Source organism: Asaia krungthepensis NRIC 0535, from assembly GCF_025995175.1.
Classification (GTDB): domain Bacteria; phylum Pseudomonadota; class Alphaproteobacteria; order Acetobacterales; family Acetobacteraceae; genus Asaia; species Asaia krungthepensis.
In genome coordinates, this window is record NZ_BAPV01000057.1 from 56,895 (window position 1) to 73,962 (window position 17,068).

Below are 17,068 nucleotides of genomic sequence, written 5' to 3' on the forward strand. Positions count from 1 at the left end.
AACGCTCCGCTTCGTCGCACATGCCCGCCGCGCAAACAAGTCTCGAGATGACACGTTAGGACGGGCAACGAATACGGACCGAATAGACGCAGGAGAGACCCTGTCATGGCAGACGATACAAGCCTTCCCCTCATTCCACTCGACGCAGACCCCTTTTCGCTCTTCGCGGACTGGATGAAGGAAGCAGAAACCACCGAGCCGAACGATCCCAACGCCATGGCACTTGCGACGGCTACCGCGGAGGGTGTGCCTTCGGTTCGCATGATCCTTCTCAAGGGAGCCGATACACGCGGCTTCGTCTTCTACACCAATCTGGAAAGCCGCAAGGGAGGGGAACTCCTCGCCAATCCCCATGCCGCCTTGTTGTTTCACTGGAAATCGCTGCGCCGCCAGATCCGTATCGAGGGCCCGGTCGAGCCCGTCAGCGCTGAAGAAGCCGATCGCTATTTTGCGAGCCGCAGCCGCAATTCACGTATCGGCGCCATCGCATCGGATCAGTCCCGCCCCCTTGCCGACCGTTCGGAATTCGAGAACCGCATCCGCGACGTCACTGCGCGTTTCGAAGGGCAGGAACCCGAACGACCTGCCAACTGGTCCGGCTTTCGCCTGGTGCCACGGGTGATGGAGTTCTGGCAGGACCGCCCCTATCGGATGCATGACCGCGCCACCTGGACGCGTGAGGAAAATGACTGGGCCGTAACCCGGCTTTACCCCTGAAATTCGGACCTCGGGATACTCCAGCCTTCGCAGGCTGCGTTGTCTCCCCGGCGCCTTTCTTCACTCGTTACCCTCGTTCAACCAAGTGAGACCCCCCATGGCCAACGACGTCAGAAACATTCTCGTCCCGCTCAACGGCGCGGGTAATATCGATGCCGTCCTGCGTGTGGGACTGCTTCATGCCCGCGCCTTCAATGCCCATCTCTCAACGGTCCTTGTGGGCGACGACCCGAACGAGATGGCGGCGTTGACAGGTGAAGGCCTGTCGAGCTCGATGATCAACGAGATGATGGAGGCCGCCGAGCATGAGGCCCATCGTCGCATGTTGCAGGTACGGCTGAAATTCGATGCGTTCATCCGCGACAACGACATCGAACCCAAGCAGGGCTTTCTGGAAAATGACCCCTTGGCTCATTCGAAATTGAGCGCTTCGCTCGAGTTTCTGACAGGCTCGGAGCACGAGGCCGTCACCTGGCGCGCACGCCTCTCCGACCTGACCCTGATGCCGCATCTCGGCCCTAACGATAATGCGCGCGCCTCCGAGGTGCTCCATGCCGTGCTGTACGATAGCGGATGCCCCCTCGTGATTGCGCCTCCTACCCCGCCCGAGACCTCCGGCACGCGGTTGTGTATTGCCTGGAACGGAACGGCCGAGGCCGCATCGGCCCTGCGCGGGGTTCTGCCCTACGCCAAGCGGGCGGAGGGCGTGCAGATCCTGACCAGCGTCGACTATCATCGCCGTGGCCCCGAAGCCGATACTGTGCAGGATTACCTGAGGCTCCACGGTGTCGAGGCCCAAATCCGCGATTTCAAGGGGGTCGAGCGTGATGTCGGCGCCGGACTCCTTGCAAGCTGCGCCGATTTCGGGGCGGACATGCTGTGCATGGGCGCCTATTCCCATTCGCGCCTGCGCCAGATGATCCTCGGCGGTGCAACACGACATGTGCTTGAGCATGCCAACCTCACGGTGCTGATGAGCCGCTGAGGCTGCTTTGCGTTGCCGCGCCGGACATGCTACCGGCGCGGTATGCGCGCTTTCCTTCCAGACGCCAGATGAACCGCAAGAGTGCCGGCGGCGCTGCAACCCGGGCCCTTCTCGTTCTGGCACGCGGTTATCTCGCCTTCGCGCTCAGAACCACACGCTGGACGATCACAGGCGCCCCCGATGCCGTTCCCGCTCTGACGCAATCGCCGTCCCGCAGGACTGATGGAGCCATCGTCGCGGCGTGGCATGAAACCCTCCTCATGCTACCGGCCATGTGCCGCTGGGGACATGAGGAAAACCCCGATCTGAAGATCACGGTCATGATCAGCCGCAACCGTGACGGGCGTTTCATCAACGATCTCGTGGCACCGTGGGGGATCATCGGTGTCGAGGGCTCTAGCGACCGCGGGGGCAAGAACAAGGGTGGAAGCCGAGCCCTGAGACAGGCCTGCGCCATTCTGCGCGATGGCGCGATCTTCGCTTTGACGCCGGACGGTCCGCGGGGGCCTGCGCGCATCGCGCAACGTGGTACCGAGACGCTGATGCGCCTCACCGGGAAACCTCTCGTGCCTGTCGCGACGGCCTGCCTCTCTTTACGCCTGCCAACCTGGGACCGGTTACGTCTCCCCCTGCCCTTCGGTCGGGGATATCTGCTTCATGGACAGCCATGCGAGACAGCTATCACGAGCGATGAAGTCAATGAACGGCTCGACCGGCTGACGCTCCGGGCTGACAGAGCCGTAAGCCTCGGTCGCATGGGAATTGCCGATATCGTCTGGCGGGTGCTGGGCGTGATGCTGATGCCCGCCCTGCGCGGCATGATGCTGTGGCGCCTCCGACGCGGCAAGGAGCGCCACGACCGCCTTGCGGAACGTCGTGGCCGTACCGCCATTGCACGACCAGAAGGGGAAATCCTCTGGCTGCATGCGGCAAGCGTTGGTGAGGCCAACTCCATCCTGCCGCTGCTCGGAGCGTTGGCCGTGCGCCACCCTCGACGACATTTTCTGGTCACGACCGCAACCCTGGGAGGCGCCGATATTGTAGCTGCCTATCAGGCGAGCGATGACGTGGCCGCCTCGCGGCTGATTCATCAGTTCATTCCCTACGATGTCGCGCTATGGACAAAACGCTTCCTCGATCACTGGAAGCCTTCAGCCCTGTTGCTGACCGACAGCGAACTCTGGCCGGGGCTTATCCTCGCCTGCATGCGCCGTGCCATCCCGGTGGCCGTGCTGAATGGTCGTCTCTCCGCCCGGTCATGGCAACGCTGGCAACGGTTGAGGTCGTTCGCGCCCCGGTTGTTCGAGAGGCTGGATTTTGTCGCCGCCAGAGGCGAGGAAGATGCACGGCATTTCCGTGCCCTCGGCGTTCGCGACGTGTCCTGCCACGGCGACCTGAAGCAGAGCGCGCCTCCCCCGCCGGTCGATCAGGCCGAACTCGTCCGTCTTCGTGCGATGATAGGCGAACGTCCCGTCTTCCTCGCCGCGTCGACCCATCCGGGCGAGGAAGAGGTCATCTTGCGCGCCGCCGCTATCGCCCGACGCCGTGCGCCGACATTATTGACCATCATCGCCCCACGCCATCCCGTGCGCGGCGAAGCAATTGCAGCACTCGCTCCAACGACACTTCCCCGGCGGTCCTTGCAACAGGAGCCCGATGCGGATTGCTCTGTCTGGATCGCCGACACGCTTGGAGAACTCGGGCTTTTCTATCGGCTCTCCAATTGCGCTTTCATCGGCAATTCACTGTTCTCTCCCGGCGGCGGTCATAATCCGTTCGAGCCTGTACGCCTCGATGTCATCCTGGCCAGCGGGCCGCATTGCGGGAATTTCCGTCCTGCCTTCGCGCAACTCGACGGGCTGGTCTCGACTATACATGATGAGCATGAACTGGCTGGATGGATCGATGCCGTGTTGAACGAGCCTCTGAAATGGCAGGCCAGGGCCGATGCGGCGCGCGCGGCGCTCGTACCGGACGAGACCGTACCCCCCGGCCTGCTGGACAGGATCGACGCCCTATGCGGCTGAAGCCTGGCCCCCCTGCTTTCTGGAAGGACAGGTCTCCTCGCTGGCAAGCCCGTGCCCTGACGCCTGTCGCGTGGATGATCGACACGCTTGGGACTTTTCGCGCGCTCAGGGCAACGCCGTCCCTGTCCCCAGTGCCGGTTCTCTGCTGTGGCAATCTCACCGTGGGAGGCACGGGCAAGACCATCATCGTTCGCGATCTGGCGCAGCGCCTCGTGGCGCGGGGGGAACGTCCGCATATCCTGAGCCGGGGTTATGGGGGACATCTCAAGGGACCGCTTTGCGTGGACCCGTTGCATCATACGGCGCGTGATGTGGGCGATGAGCCCTATATGCTGGCAAGGGAGTTTCCGGTCTGGATCGGGGCCAATCGTGCCGAAACGGCGCTGCTTGCCGCGGAGGCCGGTGCCACCTGCCTGGTCATGGATGACGGCTTGCAGAACCATTCGCTGCGCCAGACCCTGAAGCTGATCACTATTGACGGGGGGACCGGACTTGGCAATGGCCGTCTCCTTCCGGCGGGCCCGCTGCGTGAGCCTGCATCACGGGGCTTTGCACGAGCAGATGCGGTCGTCCTGATAGGGCGGGATGATACCGGGCTCGTTCCGTTGCTGCCTGCGGGGCTGTCCACGCTTAGCGCGCGTCTTATTCCATCGGCGGCCATTCGGAAATTGCAGGGCCGTCAGGTGATCGCTTTCGCCGGGATCGGCCGACCCTCGAAGTTTTTCGAGATGCTGGAGGAGGCCGGGGCGCCTCCCATGCGATGCATCCCCTTCGGCGATCATCACGACTATAGCGAGCGCGATTGCCGACGCCTTTCAGTGCTCTCCCGCCAGCCGGGCGCTTTGCTGGTCACGACGCGCAAGGACTGGGTCAAACTTCCAGAATGGCTGCGCGCCGAGGTCACGGTCATCGACGTGGAATTGCTCTGGGCCGATCCTAGCGCCCCGGAACGGCTTCTGGACCTGCTTCTCGCGAACGTATAGAGCCGCCCAATGAGCGACAAACCCGTCATCACGTTTCTGAACCGCGTCGAATATGGCGTCGTCCGCATCGCCCTGGCAGGGCTCTCCGCTCTTCCCCCTGCAGTTGCCTCAAATCTCGGAGGCTGGGTGGCGCGGCATATTGGCCCACGCCTCGGCGTGACGCGGGTGGCCAGGGCCAATCTGGAAATGGCGCTGCCGCGACTTTCTCCTGCCGATCATGAACGCATCATCATCGGCCTGTGGGACAATCTCGGCCGGACGGTTGCCGAGTTTCCTCATCTGGCCCAACTGAAACGCGACACGCAGACAGGTCCCGGCTGGAGTATCTCGAACGCAGAGACCCTCGAAGCCATGGCGGCAGCCTCGCGCCCGGTCATTTTCTTCTCGGGCCATATCGGGAACTGGGAGATGCTCCCCCCCATCGTGGCCCGCCACGGACTGCCTTTCGCTTCGTTCTACCGCGCTGCGGGGAACCCATTGATCGATCGCCTCATCATCGCCCTTCGCAACAGGGCCATGGAATGCGACGCGCCAATGTTTGCGAAAGGCGCCAAAGGCGCGCGCCTGGCCCTGCGCCATCTCTCGCGGGGGCATCATCTCGGGATTCTGGGCGACCAGAAGATGAATGATGGAATCGAGTGTCGCTTCTTCGGCCTGCCCGCGATGACCGCCTCGGCGGCCGCAAGTTTCGCGGTGAAATACGATTGTCCGATCGTGACCGGTCGTATTATCCGCCTCGGCCCAGCACGCCTGCATCTGGAAGTCGGCCCTGTGCTGTACCCAGATATGAAAGCGCCCCGTCAAATAGAGATCGGAAGCCTGACGCAGCAGCTTAATGACCGGCTCGAAAACTGGATTACCGAACGGCCAGAATCATGGCTTTGGCTACATCGTCGTTGGCCAAAAGAGTTGTATACAAGAAGAAGGCGCTAATTAACGCGCTAAAAGCACTGTGAGTTCCGTTCCAGGGATCTTATGGGAGGCGAAACAAAGCATTGCTTTTGTGCAACACCAATCGTTTTCGATGAGGAAAAATAGCGTTCAGGCGCAATTTTACGTTGAGAGACGCCGCTTTTGCCGTCTAGCCTCGGTCTTGCACCAGAAATGAGGACGCAACGTATGGCCCAGACGCTGCCGTTTCCCAAGAACGAAACTCCAGCACCTCTCAGCAATGTGATTCCACTGCGCTTCAATGTGCTGCCTCGTCATCGCGAATATCTCTCGCAATGGCTGCAGGCCGGCCTCGCCATGGGGCTTTGCGACGCCGATATCGAAACCGAGTGTCTTAACGGACGCGAAGAGGCCGTCGCCCATATCCTGATTTGGGTCCGTGAGAATGCTGACCCGGCCTATATGATCAAACCGCGCGGTATGCGCTGGGTTCTCGTCGATCATATCCGTGACCATGAACTTGGCGTGTATGCGAGCCTCGAACTCGCCCTGCACACAGTGCGACCCGTATTGCCGCTCAAGTCTATCGCAGCTGCCTGACGCGGCGCGACCAAACCGGATTGTCCTGACCGCATTGCCCTTGCATCAGGATAGGGTACCTCGCGGCCAGACCTTGAGGGTCCGGCGCGCATGGAAGAGGCGGGCTATCAGGTGTAACTCACCTGCCAAGCCGTCTGGGCGCAGCTGAAGCCATCTTCACGCCGCCACCCGGCAAAATCTCGAAAACGGCCAGACCGCGAGCCACTGTCCCGTCTCCCTGAAGCACGAACGTCCCGTCCGATCCCGCAAAACCATCGGGGCGCAAAAGGGAGTGCTGCGAAAATCCGTCCGGCTGTTGACTGAGCACGGCTGCCATCGTCGCAGTGTCGTAAGCGACATTGGCCAGCACAGAGGGCGCATAGCCATAGCGGCTGCGATAGCGCTGCACAAAGTCGGTGCGCGACGACGGATCAGGCGCCGCGAACCACCCTCCCTGCAACGCCCCGAGCTTGCCGGCGAAGGCGCTCCACAGGGCCGGACCGAGGATGCGCGTCTGATGCGGATCGACCGACGCCTGTTTCAATCCCTCGATCACGGTCGCCAGTTGGAGGCCGGTATCGCCCAGCAGCAATGCGTCGAAGGGAGGCGGGGGCAGCACGACCGGCGCTGCGGGGGTGGCCGGGGCTGGGGCTGCGCCTCCGGCACCTGATAGTGCTGGGGCTGTCGCTCCTGTCGGCAAAGGCGGCTGCGATGAGGCAGGCTTGGGCGCAGCAGACGCATCACTGCCCAGTGGATTGATCGCGTCAGGTTCCGCTGCCGCAGTGGGTTGTGCCGCATTGCTGGGCGAACCAGCCTGCTGGGCTGCCTGATCCTGACGGGTCTGCACGGCGGCAAGCGTCTTGAGCCCGGCAATGATCGAATCGTTCGCCGCGGTATGGAACACGACCTGAGGCGAATTCAGCCCCTTCGTGCTGCAAGCCTTGGCAAGGGCATCGCCCAGCGCGTGGCCGAGCGCGTTATCAGGCAGAAAAGCCGCAAAATTCCTGCGCCCTTCCCCCATTGCGGCATCGACCAGCCGATTAACCTGCTGCTCGACCGTGATCCCCATGACCCAGACGCCGGGTCGCGCCTGCGCCTGGTCACTCGTATAGGCAAATTCCGGCAGACCGGCAGCCTGCGTCAATGCTGCAGCAGAGGCCGTCTGCGGCGCCGTGAGCGGACCGAGAATGACGCGATCGCCCTGATCAATTGCCGCTCGTGCCGCTGCCTCGGCCGTCTGACCAGGGGCGTCGGTGTCATGGATGTCGAGCATCACCCCATGGCCATCGGGCACCGCGATATGAGCAGCATTGGCCATCTGCTGACCGAGTTTGCCGAAGCGACCGGAGAGCGGCAGGAGCATACCGATCTTGCGCGTCGCACTCTCCTGGGCCGAGGGACCTACCGGGCTCACAGGCGGAGGGGTCTCGGGGCCGTTACAGGCATTGAGGGCAAAGAGCGCGACACCGGCAAGAGCGGAAACCTTGCATGCAGAGGCCGACCTGAGCGATGTGAAGGAAACCACGCGCTGACGGGGACCGAATGTCCGACCTACCATCTTACACCCATACTCCTGAAAATGATTCGACCCCGGAGGGTCCGGGTCATGCTTATGATAATTCGGGCAGTTCCGCGACCCTCCCCTCTGGCAGCCTGACCCTGGTGGCAACGCCAATCGGCAATCTGGGCGATATGAGCGTGCGGGCCATCGAGACGTTGAAGGCTGCCGATGTCATTCTCTGTGAGGACACACGGGTAACAGCCAAACTGCTCAAAGCCTATAATGTTTCCACACCGACACAGATTCTTCACGATCACAATGAGGAAGATCGTATCCCCGGTCTACTGATCCGCCTTGCTTCAGGTGCGCGCATGGCGCTGGTTTCGGATGCGGGTACGCCTCTGGTCTCCGATCCTGGCTTTCGCCTCGCACGCGCCGCCCTTGCGCAGGACATGGTGGTCGGGGCTGTGCCGGGAGCCAACGCCGCGACGCTTGCCCTCACCCTGTCCGGCCTGCCTCCCCATCCCTATCTGTTCAGCGGCTTCGCCGCCCCGCGCTCCTCGGCCCGCCGCACCCAGTTCGGCGTACTGCGTGCCGCCGAACAGGCGGGACTCTCAGCAACGCTCATCTGGTACGAGGCGCCGCACCGTCTGCTCGACATGATCGAGGATCTGATCGTCGTGTTCGGGCCGGAACGGCAGGGCGCGGTTGCCCGCGAACTCACAAAGCGGTTCGAGGAAGTCCGTCGTGGAACATTGCGCGAATTGCAGGAGCACTTCCTGCACACTGCCCCCCGGGGCGAGATCACAATCCTCGTCGGACCGGCCGATGAATCGGAGAACAACGGCGAGGAAGATCTCGATGCGCGCCTACGAAAGGCACTGCAAACCCATTCGGTCAAGGATGCCGCGACGCTCGTGGCAGGAGCAGTCAATCTGCCGAGGCGCGTGGTCTACGCACGCGCGCTCGAACTCGGCTCAGAGGGGGCAGACAAGGACTGACCCGCAACCTGATCAGTCCTGCTCCTTCGGCAGGACGAACAGGCTGTCAGGAAGCTTCGGATTGGCCTCGATATTGAAGAGGTCGATCTGCGTCTCACGGCCTTGCGAGTCCTTGACGACCCAGGAACGCAGGCTTAGCGGCGCTTCGTTGAAAATGAGGGTCAGGCTGCCTTCTCCCGGTGTTGCGCTGCGCACGAGGGTGACCTGAACCAGACCATGATCATGCGCAAAGCCTGTGACCGTCACATCTCCGGAAAGCTTCAGATCAGGGCGGAGCAATAACCCGAGCGGTGTCCTGTCGAGGGGCAACGTCGTGACCTGACCGAGTTCGCGGTCCTGGTAGACAATCTGCCCCTGATTGGCGATGAGCAGCAGCGGGCTCGGCTTGTCGTAATCGAAACGCATGCGCCCCGGTCTATCCAGCCAGGCCTGCCCGGTTGAACGTGCCCCGTCCGGGGCAATCTGCTGGAACCTTGCCTTGATCGCATGGGTCGCGTTGAGCGCGTCCTGCACGCGCGCAATCCAGCCGGCATCGGCAGGACGCAGAGCGGCGGGTGTGGCCTGCGCATGGGCCGCATCAGCGAGGCCCGGCGACACAGACAGAAGAGCAAGGAGGCAGAAAGAACGGATTTTCATGGCCGGGCGCTCAGATCGACGCTTCCTGGAAGATCGGGCGGACATCGCCCTGCCACGCGCCGTGAAAGCGCTCGAGCCAGATCTCGGCCTGGGTCGGCGCCCCGGCAGCAATGGCTTCCAGAGGGGCAAGATAGGATTCTTCACCCAGGCCTCGCGCGCGCAGTCCTTGCGCTGCCAGAGCGACCACGCGGCTTGCCAGAGCGCGTAGCCCTCCAGGAAAGGACGCGTTCATGGCCTGGGTCGGCACGGCCCCACGCAAGGCACGATAGCTGGACCAATCCTGTTCGCGCACAAGGGCTTCGGCCGCCACCAACGTGGCCGGGTCATAGAGCAGGCCCACCCAGAGCGCAGATTGTGCGAGCATCATCGCCGGACTACCTGCGTCGGCACCGCGCATTTCGAGAAACTGCTTGAGGCGGACATCGGGGAAAACCGTGGTCAGGTGATCTTCGAAATCACCCATGGTCGGGGTCAGCCCTTCCAAGGCGCTCTGCGACTTCCCCGCCAGCCAGTCGCGGAAGGATGCACCGGCGACATCACGGATCTCGCCATCACGCATCACGAAATACATCGGGACATCCAGAACCCAGTCGACATAGTGCTCAAAGCCGAAATTCTCGTCGAAGCAGCAGGGTGGCATGCCCGAACGGGCATTATCGGTATCGGTCCAGATATGGGCGCGGTTCGAGAGCAGGCCGTTGGGCTTGCCCTCATAGAAGGGAGAGTTCGCAAAAAACGCGGTGGCCAATGGCTGCAAGGCCAGGGAGACGCGCATCTTGCGGGCCATATCCTCTTCGGAGCCAAAATCGAGATTGACCTGAACCGTGCAGGTGCGGGTCATCATGTCGAGACCGAGCGATCCCACCTTGGGCATGTAACGACGCATGATGGCGTAGCGGCTTTTCGGCATGATCGGCATGGCGTCACGCGACCAGAGCGGCTGGAACCCGAGCGGCGCGAAACCCAGTCCGAGAGCCGCAGCGGGTTCACGCAGTGCGCCGAAATGGGCATCCATTTCGGCACGGGTTTCGTGCAGGTCGGCGACCGGTCGGCCGGATAGCTCGAACTGCCCTGCCGGCTCAAGAGAAACCGACTCGCCCTTATGCGCGCCCTGCCCCTTGAGGCCGATCAGCTTGCCGTGGTCCTCGATGGCCTGCCAGTCATCACCATTGCCCTTGAGTGCCTCGAGCAGGGATTCGATACCGCCCGGCGCGTAGGGGGGCGGCGAGAACGCCTCACGGCCGGATCGATCACCCGGCAGAACGAAACCGAATTTTTCATGCTCCGTACCGATACGCCAGGATTCCTGCGGCTTGGCCCCCTCCTCAAGAAGAGCAACGAGCTGGGCCTTGTTTTCGATAGGCGTATCGTTCAGGTCACCGGGATTAGACATGGGCGGTACTGGAGCCTCGAAAGGGATTTCTGGAAAAAGAAACTGAGAAGTTTCGTCCTATATGGACCGTGAGACGCGAAACGCCAACTGGGCAAGACCGGCGACCACTGCGGTATCGGCTCTGAGGATCAGATTCCCCAGCGAAATCGGGGTTACGGCCTCATGGGCGCCCAACAAGCGACGCTCGGTTTCCGAGAACCCGCCCTCCGGCCCGATCAGAAGCGCATGGTCCTGGGGTACGTTCCCAACGAGCGTGCCTTGCTGTCGTTCCAGTGCCGCAAAAAGCGGCCGCGCCCGATCCCATTCGTCCAGAACCTGCACCAGCGGGCGGAGCGGGTCGATCGCCGGTATATCGAGCCGTTCACATTGCTCGGCGGCTTCCAGCGCGATCGCGTGAAAACGCTCGGCATTGATGCGATGCGTGTTGGTACGCTCCGTGATGACCGGGCAAAAACGCCTCACCCCCATTTCGGTCCCCATGCGGAGCACGAGATCGGTGGCATCGCGCTTGAGCGGCGCAAAGACCAGAACCGGGCCATGCGTCACGACAGGGGCGCGATGCTGTCGGGTGAGCACCGCCTGCCCCCTGTCCTTGCGCTGGATCTCCAGCCGTGCCTCCCACTCTCCCGCTTCAGCATTGAACAGGTGGACGCTATCGCCCGTCTCGAGGCGGAGCACGGTTGCAAGATAACGCATCTGGCCCGGATCGAGCGCTATGGCGGCACCCTCGCCCATCATGGGCTGCAGCGAGTCGATATGAAGCCGGGGAGCGTCCTGCATGAAACCCTCTTGATGCGCGATTGACGTTCCCCGTTCATAGACGCAATGAACCGGGATGACGACATGGAGACCTGAATGACGCGCCAGACCGTGCCCCACACCGATATACGCGCTCATGGCTGGGTAGCCCGCCTCCCCGAGGGTATCAGGCCCTATATCCTGCTCGCCCGGCTCGATCGTCCGGTCGGAACCTGGCTTCTGCTCCTGCCGGGTATCTGGGGCATCGAACTGGCCGAGGGCTCATCCTCCCTGCATCGCGCCGTACTGATCCTGCTTTTCGCGATCGGCTCGCTGGCAATGCGCTCGGCGGGATGCGTGGTGAATGACATCTGGGATCGCAAGATCGATGCTCAGGTCGCGCGCACGGCGGGGCGCCCCCTTGCCAGTGGCAGGCTTACGGTACGTCAGGCGCTTGTCACCCTTGCGCTTCTTCTGGCCATCGGTGCCTTCGTGTTGTTTCAGTTACCTCCCCTGTGCTGGGCTCTGGCACCGCTCGCCCTGCTGCTCGTCGGGCTTTACCCCGCCGCAAAGCGCGTGACCTGGTGGCCTCAGCTCGTCATGGGATTCACCTTCGGATTTGGTGCGCCCATGGGCTATGCCGCCAGCGCGGGCAGGATCGACTGGGTGTGTGCGTTGCTCTATGCGGGCACCATCCTATGGCAGCTCGGATTTGATACGATCTACGGGTTCCAGGACATGGATGACGATGCCCGTATCGGGGTGCGCTCCACCTCCCGCCTCTGGGCCGGACAGGCGCGTGGCTTCATTGGGTGTTGCTATGGTGCTGCCCTGCTTCTCATTGCCACAGCCATGGCGCTGTCCCCCCTTCACTGGATCGCCTGGCCGATCGCCGCCCTGGCGGCTTTCATGCTTCTTCGTCAGATCGGGCGGCTGGATATCCGCGATCCCGCGCTCTGCCTGGCCCTTTTTCGTCAGAATGTTCCCTTCGGCATGGTGCTGGCCCTTGCCCTGATCTGCGGCCGAGCCTTTTCATGAAAGATCCGCGCGCCTTCATCAGCAGTCAGACGGTCATCGCAGTCGCACCTCTGGTACCCGAGATCGAACTGCATCTCGCCACCGAGATCACGCCGATCTGGCAGGCGACAGAGGCGCATTTGGCAGCACTGAATATCGAGCCGCCTTTCTGGGCCTTTGCCTGGCCAGGAAGCCAGTTGCTCGCGCGTTTCGTCCTGGACCAGCCCGAGCGGGTGAGAGACAGATCTGTTCTCGATTTCGCCTGTGGCGGGGGCCTTGCAGGAATCGCCTGCGCCCAGGCTGGCGCACGGGCCGTGCGCGTCAACGATATCGATCCGCTCGCGCTCGAAGCCGCCTGCCTGAACGCGGCTCTGAACAAGGTGTCTGTGGTTCCGGTGACGAACGATCTGGTCGGCACCGTGCCTGAAGGGATCGATCTGCTGCTTTGCGGCGACGTCTGTTACAATCAGCAAATGGCGGATCGCATCATCCCCTGGCTTCGCCGCTGCGCCCGGACCATGGACGTGTGGATGGCCGATCCCGGCCGTCCCTACGCCCCGAAGGACGGTATCGAGATCCTTATTTCGGCGACACTCCCGACGACGATGGAACTGGAAGGCAAGACCGCGCGGGAGACAAGGCTGTGCCGTATCCTCCCCTCATCCGGCTGAGAGACTCGGAGCGTCGCGCGCTCGCGGTTTGGTCCTGACTGTCGACGAAACCACAATCACGCTGGGCGCGTATAATGTCGGCATAGCTATCGCAGCCGAGAGAGTTACGCAGCGCTCCGTCAGGCTCTGCATGCAGGAATTGGGGGGTTTGCGTCAGACTCTCGATCTCGGCCATGAGCGCTTCAAGCTGCGCGCCCATCTCTTCTGCATCACGCTCGCCGCATTTGATGAAGCGCAGAAGCGCTGCTTCGGGGCCTGTGAAGATGATGTGTTCAGTGCCCAGCGATCCCCTGGCCTTATAGCCTCCGCGCGACGCATAGCTTAGCCCCTCCCAGTCATGCCCCTTACTCGCGACGGCCGCGCGATCACCTCAGCTGGCAACAGCACGGGCCACGAGCACTTCCACATCGTTCAATTTGGTGCAGAGCGGCTTGTTGATGCGAGCGCAATTCAGATGGGCGACAGCTTCTTTCGAACTCGGCTGATCGAACAGGACGATCCCGATATGTGTGAATCCTGACGCCGCGACTAAGTCCTGCAGCGCGAGCTTCCAAGATCATCCAGCCGGGCTCGAGCGCCGTGTTTCGATCGCGCGTTGTCGATAAAATCGACCATGCAGGTCCGTTCGGAGAGCCTCGTTCCACGCGCGCCAAGCCGCACCGCATGGGCTCGACAATACTTCAGAGAAGTCGCAGCATTCAGACCGATCAGGTTGCGCCGGTTCTCGACGATGCGGTGCCAGACCGGGTGGGGTTTCTCGAGCCAGAATTGCGACGGAGTAAAGACCCTGTCGAGAGCGACAATCTGAGCCTCACCCAGGAAATCGAGAAAGCGATGGAGGGCGAAACCGGTCTCATCGACATCGCCGGGCTGATTGCGCTCCCCGTGATGGTTCTTCCGTTGCTGTACGACGACATCGCATCAGGATTGCAGGAGAATGTGACATGCATCGGGCAGGAAAACGCCATTGAGATCCGTGTCGGAAGACACGGTGTCGGTGCCATAAAGATGCGCCCCCGCGACCATGCGTATGACCGGAGTCATGAGCGTGAACGCTCCCAGGCACTCAGCACGGTGTCGAGTGTGTCATGAATACCGCGATCCCCCTTGGTCAGAAGGGGCATCAGCAGGCGCATTTCACGCAGGAAGGTCACGGCAAAATCCGGGTCATGCCGGATGATGGAGCGCGCATTATCGAGCAGATCCGCCAGCTTGATCGTCTGCCCTTCGGCACTTGCTTGGGCAGAATGCGCCCGATCGAGCGCCTAGCGCATTGCGCGATTACCGTCTTCGGGGCGGCTGACATCGGTCAGCATCTCCACCAGAGCGCCAATATCCGGCCCGAAGTGATCGTCGATCTCAGCCTGCGTGACGGGCGTATCATCGACCACATCATGCAGCCAGGCGGCTGCCACGGCCTCGGGCCGCCCACCGGCTGTCGCCACGATCAGCGCGACCGCCTCTGGATGGACGATGTAATCCCGACCGTCATATTTGCGTTTCTGCCCGATCGAGGCATGGGCTCGGGTCGCGAAGATCCTGGCGCGACGGACAAGGTCGTTCATGAGCTCTTCTCCCTTGTGCATCTCCCGCCCCATACCGGGTCGAACCCCAATATCCAGCCTGAGCGATGCGCCGCCTCAGAGCCCAGCGATCAGCCTCTGGGGCTGAACCGGATCGTCCGTCCCAGGCTCAAACCTGCACCGAGCCAGGCAATGACCATGGCGCAGAGCAGACACAGTGTGGAGGCATGAAGACTGAACCGGAAGACACTTGCCACCAGCAAGGCGCCCAGCGTCTGCCCGCCCAGCCGGGCCACCGAGACGAGGCCACTCGCGCTACCCTCACGCCCGCGCGGAGCAGCCAGCATCATCACGCGGTTATTCGGCGGCTGGAACATGCCGAACCCAGATCCTGCGAGCCAGGTACGCCAGATGATATCGAAATTGCTGGCATCGCTTGGCAGTTGCCAGAGCAGGGCAAAGCCACACCCTGTCACAGCGAGGCCAAGACTTGAGAGCTGGGCCGCCGGGATCCGGTCTGTCCATCGACCGATCAGGAAAGACATGCTGGCTACGCCAACTGCCCAGGGCGTGATCAGAAACCCCGTGACGGTAGCAGGGCGATGGAACACGGTCTCAAGCGTGAAGGGCATGGCGATGATAAAGAAATTCGAGGCTACGAACCCGGTCATCCCCACGATGAAGGCGATCAGAAACGACGGCACTCCCAGAAGATCGACCGGCACGACAGGTTCGCTCTTCCCACGCTGATAGCGCAGCAAGGCCACCCAGCACCCTACCCCGATCCCGGACAGGGCGAGAGCGCTGAGCAACCCGCCATGTACCGCATCATCGACCCCGATGACCGTGAAGGTGAAAGCCGCAATCGTGAGCGCAACGGCAGGAAGATCGACCGCCTTGTCCGAGCGCGGCGTGACGGGCAAAGCAATGCTGGCCAGCCCCAGGGCGGCCAGGCCGAGCGGCACATTGATCCAGAAAATCCAGGGCCAGTCGGCCACGGACATGACAAGCGACCCAACGGTCGGCCCCAGCGCCACCCCGGTGCCGATGATCAGCCCGTTCAGGGCCAGACCCTTCCCGAGCTCTGCCTTGGGATAGATGAAGCGTATGAGCGCGATGGCCACGCTCATGATGCTCGCCCCCCCCATGCCTTGCAGCGCGCGGGCAAGCGCCAACTCCAGCAGGGTATGCGATAACGCGCACAGAATGGATGCGACAAGAAAGATCGCGATCCCCAGACGACACATCCGCGCAAAGCCGATCCGGGCCCCTATCGATGCCAGCGGCAACAGCATCGAAAGTGAGGCCAGCTGATAGGCGTTGATCACCCAGATGGATTGCGACGAGGCAATATGCAGATCATGTGCGATGCTGGGCAGGGCGACATTGGCGACAGCGTAATCCAGCACCGAGAGCAGAACAGCGAGCGCCACGGCCAGCATCGCCTTGGCGCGCTCGGCTCCGTACAGTCCATCTGCCTGTGGTGCCGGGCTCATGGCTCAGCTCTGGGCGATGAAGACGCGCTGGAACAGCGTGTTGGTCCAGGTCATCCCGGCCAGGAACAGAGCAGCGTCGAAACGCGGAGCGCCGTCACGCAGGAACGCGTGCTGACCGTCTACCTCATGCCATTCCAGAGCGACCGCAGCTGCCTCCAGTGCATCACGTATCTGCTTGCGGCCTTCATAGGGAACATGCGGGTCATGGCGTCCCCAGACCATCATGAGTTCCCCCCTGATCTCGGCTGCGCGGGCCAACGTCCCATCGGCACGCTCACCACCCAGCGTTCCGGTATGCAGATCTGTCGCATAGAAACAGGCCGTCGCCTCGATGGCCGGATGCAGCGCCGCACGGAACGCCAGATGCCCGCCCAGACACACGCCAAACGCGCCGAACCGGCCGCTACAGGCGTCATGGCCCCTCAACCAGTCGATGAGGGCAATGTTGTCGCTGTCGAATTGCCCGATGGGTTTGGTGTATTTGAGGTCGTTGCCACGATCCGTGCCCGGCTTGTCATAGGCCAGCACACAGCCCGGTGCCTCGTACTCATGATAGACTTCCGGCACGGCCACCAGATAGCCCAGCCCGGCGATCATGGCCGCCAGACGCTCTATGGGTGCCGTGACCTGATAGATCTCGGAAAAAAGCAGCACTGCCGGGAAACGGCCGGCGCGCATCGGCCGGAAGAGATGGACCCGCATCGTCCCTGTTGGAGTGTCGATATCTGCTTTCTCGTCGCTGCGAATAAGCATGGGGGTCTCTCCTTCAACGGTCACAGAATCGGCCAGGCCGATCGCGCAGGGCTTTCGTGCATAGAGCCTCCGGGGCTGCGGCGCCATGGCCGCCGCAAGCGCCGACTCGCGTCACCCCCCACAGCGTCGGTTGGATCGATCCAGAAATCCCGGCGCG

Annotated in this window: 18 protein-coding genes; 11 read left to right on the top strand and 7 right to left on the bottom strand. The window is 62.5% G+C overall.

What is annotated here, in order from left to right; genetic code table 11:
* The first annotated feature begins 105 nt into the window (after window positions 1-105).
* The 6 genes from pdxH (at window position 106) to AA0535_RS12610 (ending at window position 6,203) form a co-directional block, all read left to right on the top strand.
* Window positions 106-717, top strand: a complete 612-nt coding sequence (pdxH, locus tag AA0535_RS12585) for a pyridoxamine 5'-phosphate oxidase (RefSeq protein WP_264816785.1) — start codon at window positions 106-108, stop codon at window positions 715-717.
* A gap of 97 nt (window positions 718-814) precedes the next feature.
* Entirely contained in the window at window positions 815-1,702 is an 888-nt protein-coding gene (locus tag AA0535_RS12590) for a universal stress protein (RefSeq protein ID WP_264816787.1), read from the top strand.
* 68 nt (window positions 1,703-1,770) lie between these two features.
* The gene (locus tag AA0535_RS12595; protein ID WP_264816789.1) at window positions 1,771-3,729 is read left to right on the top strand and encodes a glycosyltransferase N-terminal domain-containing protein; all 1,959 of its coding nucleotides are present in this window, start codon (window positions 1,771-1,773) and stop codon (window positions 3,727-3,729) included.
* A complete protein-coding gene (gene lpxK / locus AA0535_RS12600; protein ID WP_264816791.1) occupies window positions 3,720-4,712 on the top strand; it encodes a tetraacyldisaccharide 4'-kinase in 993 nt (330 codons plus the stop codon). Before AA0535_RS12595 ends, lpxK begins: the two co-directional genes overlap by 10 nt.
* A gap of 9 nt (window positions 4,713-4,721) precedes the next feature.
* Window positions 4,722-5,645 carry a lysophospholipid acyltransferase family protein gene (locus AA0535_RS12605; RefSeq protein WP_264816794.1) on the top strand — a complete coding sequence of 308 codons (924 nt, stop codon included), beginning with the start codon at window positions 4,722-4,724 and terminating at the stop codon, window positions 5,643-5,645.
* Window positions 5,646-5,831: 186 nt separating this feature from the next.
* Complete coding sequence (locus AA0535_RS12610) at window positions 5,832-6,203, top strand: hypothetical protein (protein WP_264816796.1); 372 nt, start codon at window positions 5,832-5,834, stop codon at window positions 6,201-6,203.
* Window positions 6,204-6,321: 118 nt separating this feature from the next.
* Here AA0535_RS12610 and AA0535_RS12615 read toward each other — a convergent pair whose 3' ends face one another.
* Window positions 6,322-7,740 carry a penicillin-binding protein activator gene (locus AA0535_RS12615; RefSeq protein ID WP_264816797.1) on the bottom strand — a complete coding sequence of 473 codons (1,419 nt, stop codon included), beginning with the start codon at window positions 7,738-7,740 and terminating at the stop codon, window positions 6,322-6,324.
* On the opposite strand from AA0535_RS12615, the gene rsmI reads away from it, so the two are divergent.
* A complete protein-coding gene (rsmI, locus tag AA0535_RS12620) occupies window positions 7,725-8,684 on the top strand; it encodes a 16S rRNA (cytidine(1402)-2'-O)-methyltransferase (RefSeq protein WP_264816799.1) in 960 nt (319 codons plus the stop codon). The two genes, AA0535_RS12615 and rsmI, sit on opposite strands and share 16 nt — an antisense overlap.
* A 12-nt stretch (window positions 8,685-8,696) precedes the next feature.
* Here the strand turns inward: rsmI and AA0535_RS12625 are convergent, their stop codons facing one another.
* From AA0535_RS12625 to AA0535_RS12635, 3 genes are read right to left on the bottom strand one after another with little or no spacing between them, the layout of a single operon-like run.
* Window positions 8,697-9,320 carry a LolA family protein gene (locus AA0535_RS12625; RefSeq protein WP_264816801.1) on the bottom strand — a complete coding sequence of 208 codons (624 nt, stop codon included), beginning with the start codon at window positions 9,318-9,320 and terminating at the stop codon, window positions 8,697-8,699.
* 10 nt (window positions 9,321-9,330) lie between these two features.
* Window positions 9,331-10,713: a glutamate--cysteine ligase gene (locus AA0535_RS12630; RefSeq protein ID WP_264816803.1), complete on the bottom strand. Its 1,383-nt coding sequence runs from the start codon at window positions 10,711-10,713 to the stop codon at window positions 9,331-9,333.
* 57 nt (window positions 10,714-10,770) lie between these two features.
* Window positions 10,771-11,493: a 16S rRNA (uracil(1498)-N(3))-methyltransferase gene (locus AA0535_RS12635; protein WP_264817027.1), complete on the bottom strand. Its 723-nt coding sequence runs from the start codon at window positions 11,491-11,493 to the stop codon at window positions 10,771-10,773.
* Between the two features lie 75 nt (window positions 11,494-11,568).
* Between AA0535_RS12635 and ubiA the strand changes: the two genes are divergently transcribed.
* The 4 genes from ubiA (at window position 11,569) to AA0535_RS12655 (ending at window position 14,231) form a co-directional block, all read left to right on the top strand.
* On the top strand, window positions 11,569-12,489 hold the full coding sequence (gene ubiA, locus AA0535_RS12640) for a 4-hydroxybenzoate octaprenyltransferase (RefSeq protein WP_264816805.1): 921 nt from the start codon (window positions 11,569-11,571) through the stop codon (window positions 12,487-12,489).
* Window positions 12,486-13,139, top strand: a complete 654-nt coding sequence (locus tag AA0535_RS12645; RefSeq protein WP_264816807.1) for a class I SAM-dependent methyltransferase — start codon at window positions 12,486-12,488, stop codon at window positions 13,137-13,139. The genes ubiA and AA0535_RS12645 overlap by 4 nt, the downstream gene beginning before the upstream one ends.
* Window positions 13,140-13,167: 28 nt before the next feature.
* The gene (locus AA0535_RS12650) at window positions 13,168-13,464 is read left to right on the top strand and encodes a hypothetical protein (protein WP_264816810.1); all 297 of its coding nucleotides are present in this window, start codon (window positions 13,168-13,170) and stop codon (window positions 13,462-13,464) included.
* A 254-nt stretch (window positions 13,465-13,718) separates the two neighbouring features.
* The gene (locus AA0535_RS12655; RefSeq protein ID WP_264816812.1) at window positions 13,719-14,231 is read left to right on the top strand and encodes a hypothetical protein; all 513 of its coding nucleotides are present in this window, start codon (window positions 13,719-13,721) and stop codon (window positions 14,229-14,231) included.
* Between the two features lie 173 nt (window positions 14,232-14,404).
* On the opposite strand, the gene AA0535_RS12660 is transcribed toward AA0535_RS12655, so the two are convergent.
* From AA0535_RS12660 to AA0535_RS12670, 3 genes are all read right to left on the bottom strand, one after another.
* Window positions 14,405-14,704: an HD domain-containing protein gene (locus AA0535_RS12660; RefSeq protein WP_264816814.1), complete on the bottom strand. Its 300-nt coding sequence runs from the start codon at window positions 14,702-14,704 to the stop codon at window positions 14,405-14,407.
* Between the two features lie 89 nt (window positions 14,705-14,793).
* On the bottom strand, window positions 14,794-16,158 hold the full coding sequence (locus AA0535_RS12665; RefSeq protein WP_264816816.1) for an MFS transporter: 1,365 nt from the start codon (window positions 16,156-16,158) through the stop codon (window positions 14,794-14,796).
* 3 nt (window positions 16,159-16,161) lie between these two features.
* A complete protein-coding gene (locus tag AA0535_RS12670) occupies window positions 16,162-16,911 on the bottom strand; it encodes a dienelactone hydrolase family protein (RefSeq protein WP_264816818.1) in 750 nt (249 codons plus the stop codon).
* Window positions 16,912-17,068 lie beyond the last annotated feature (157 nt).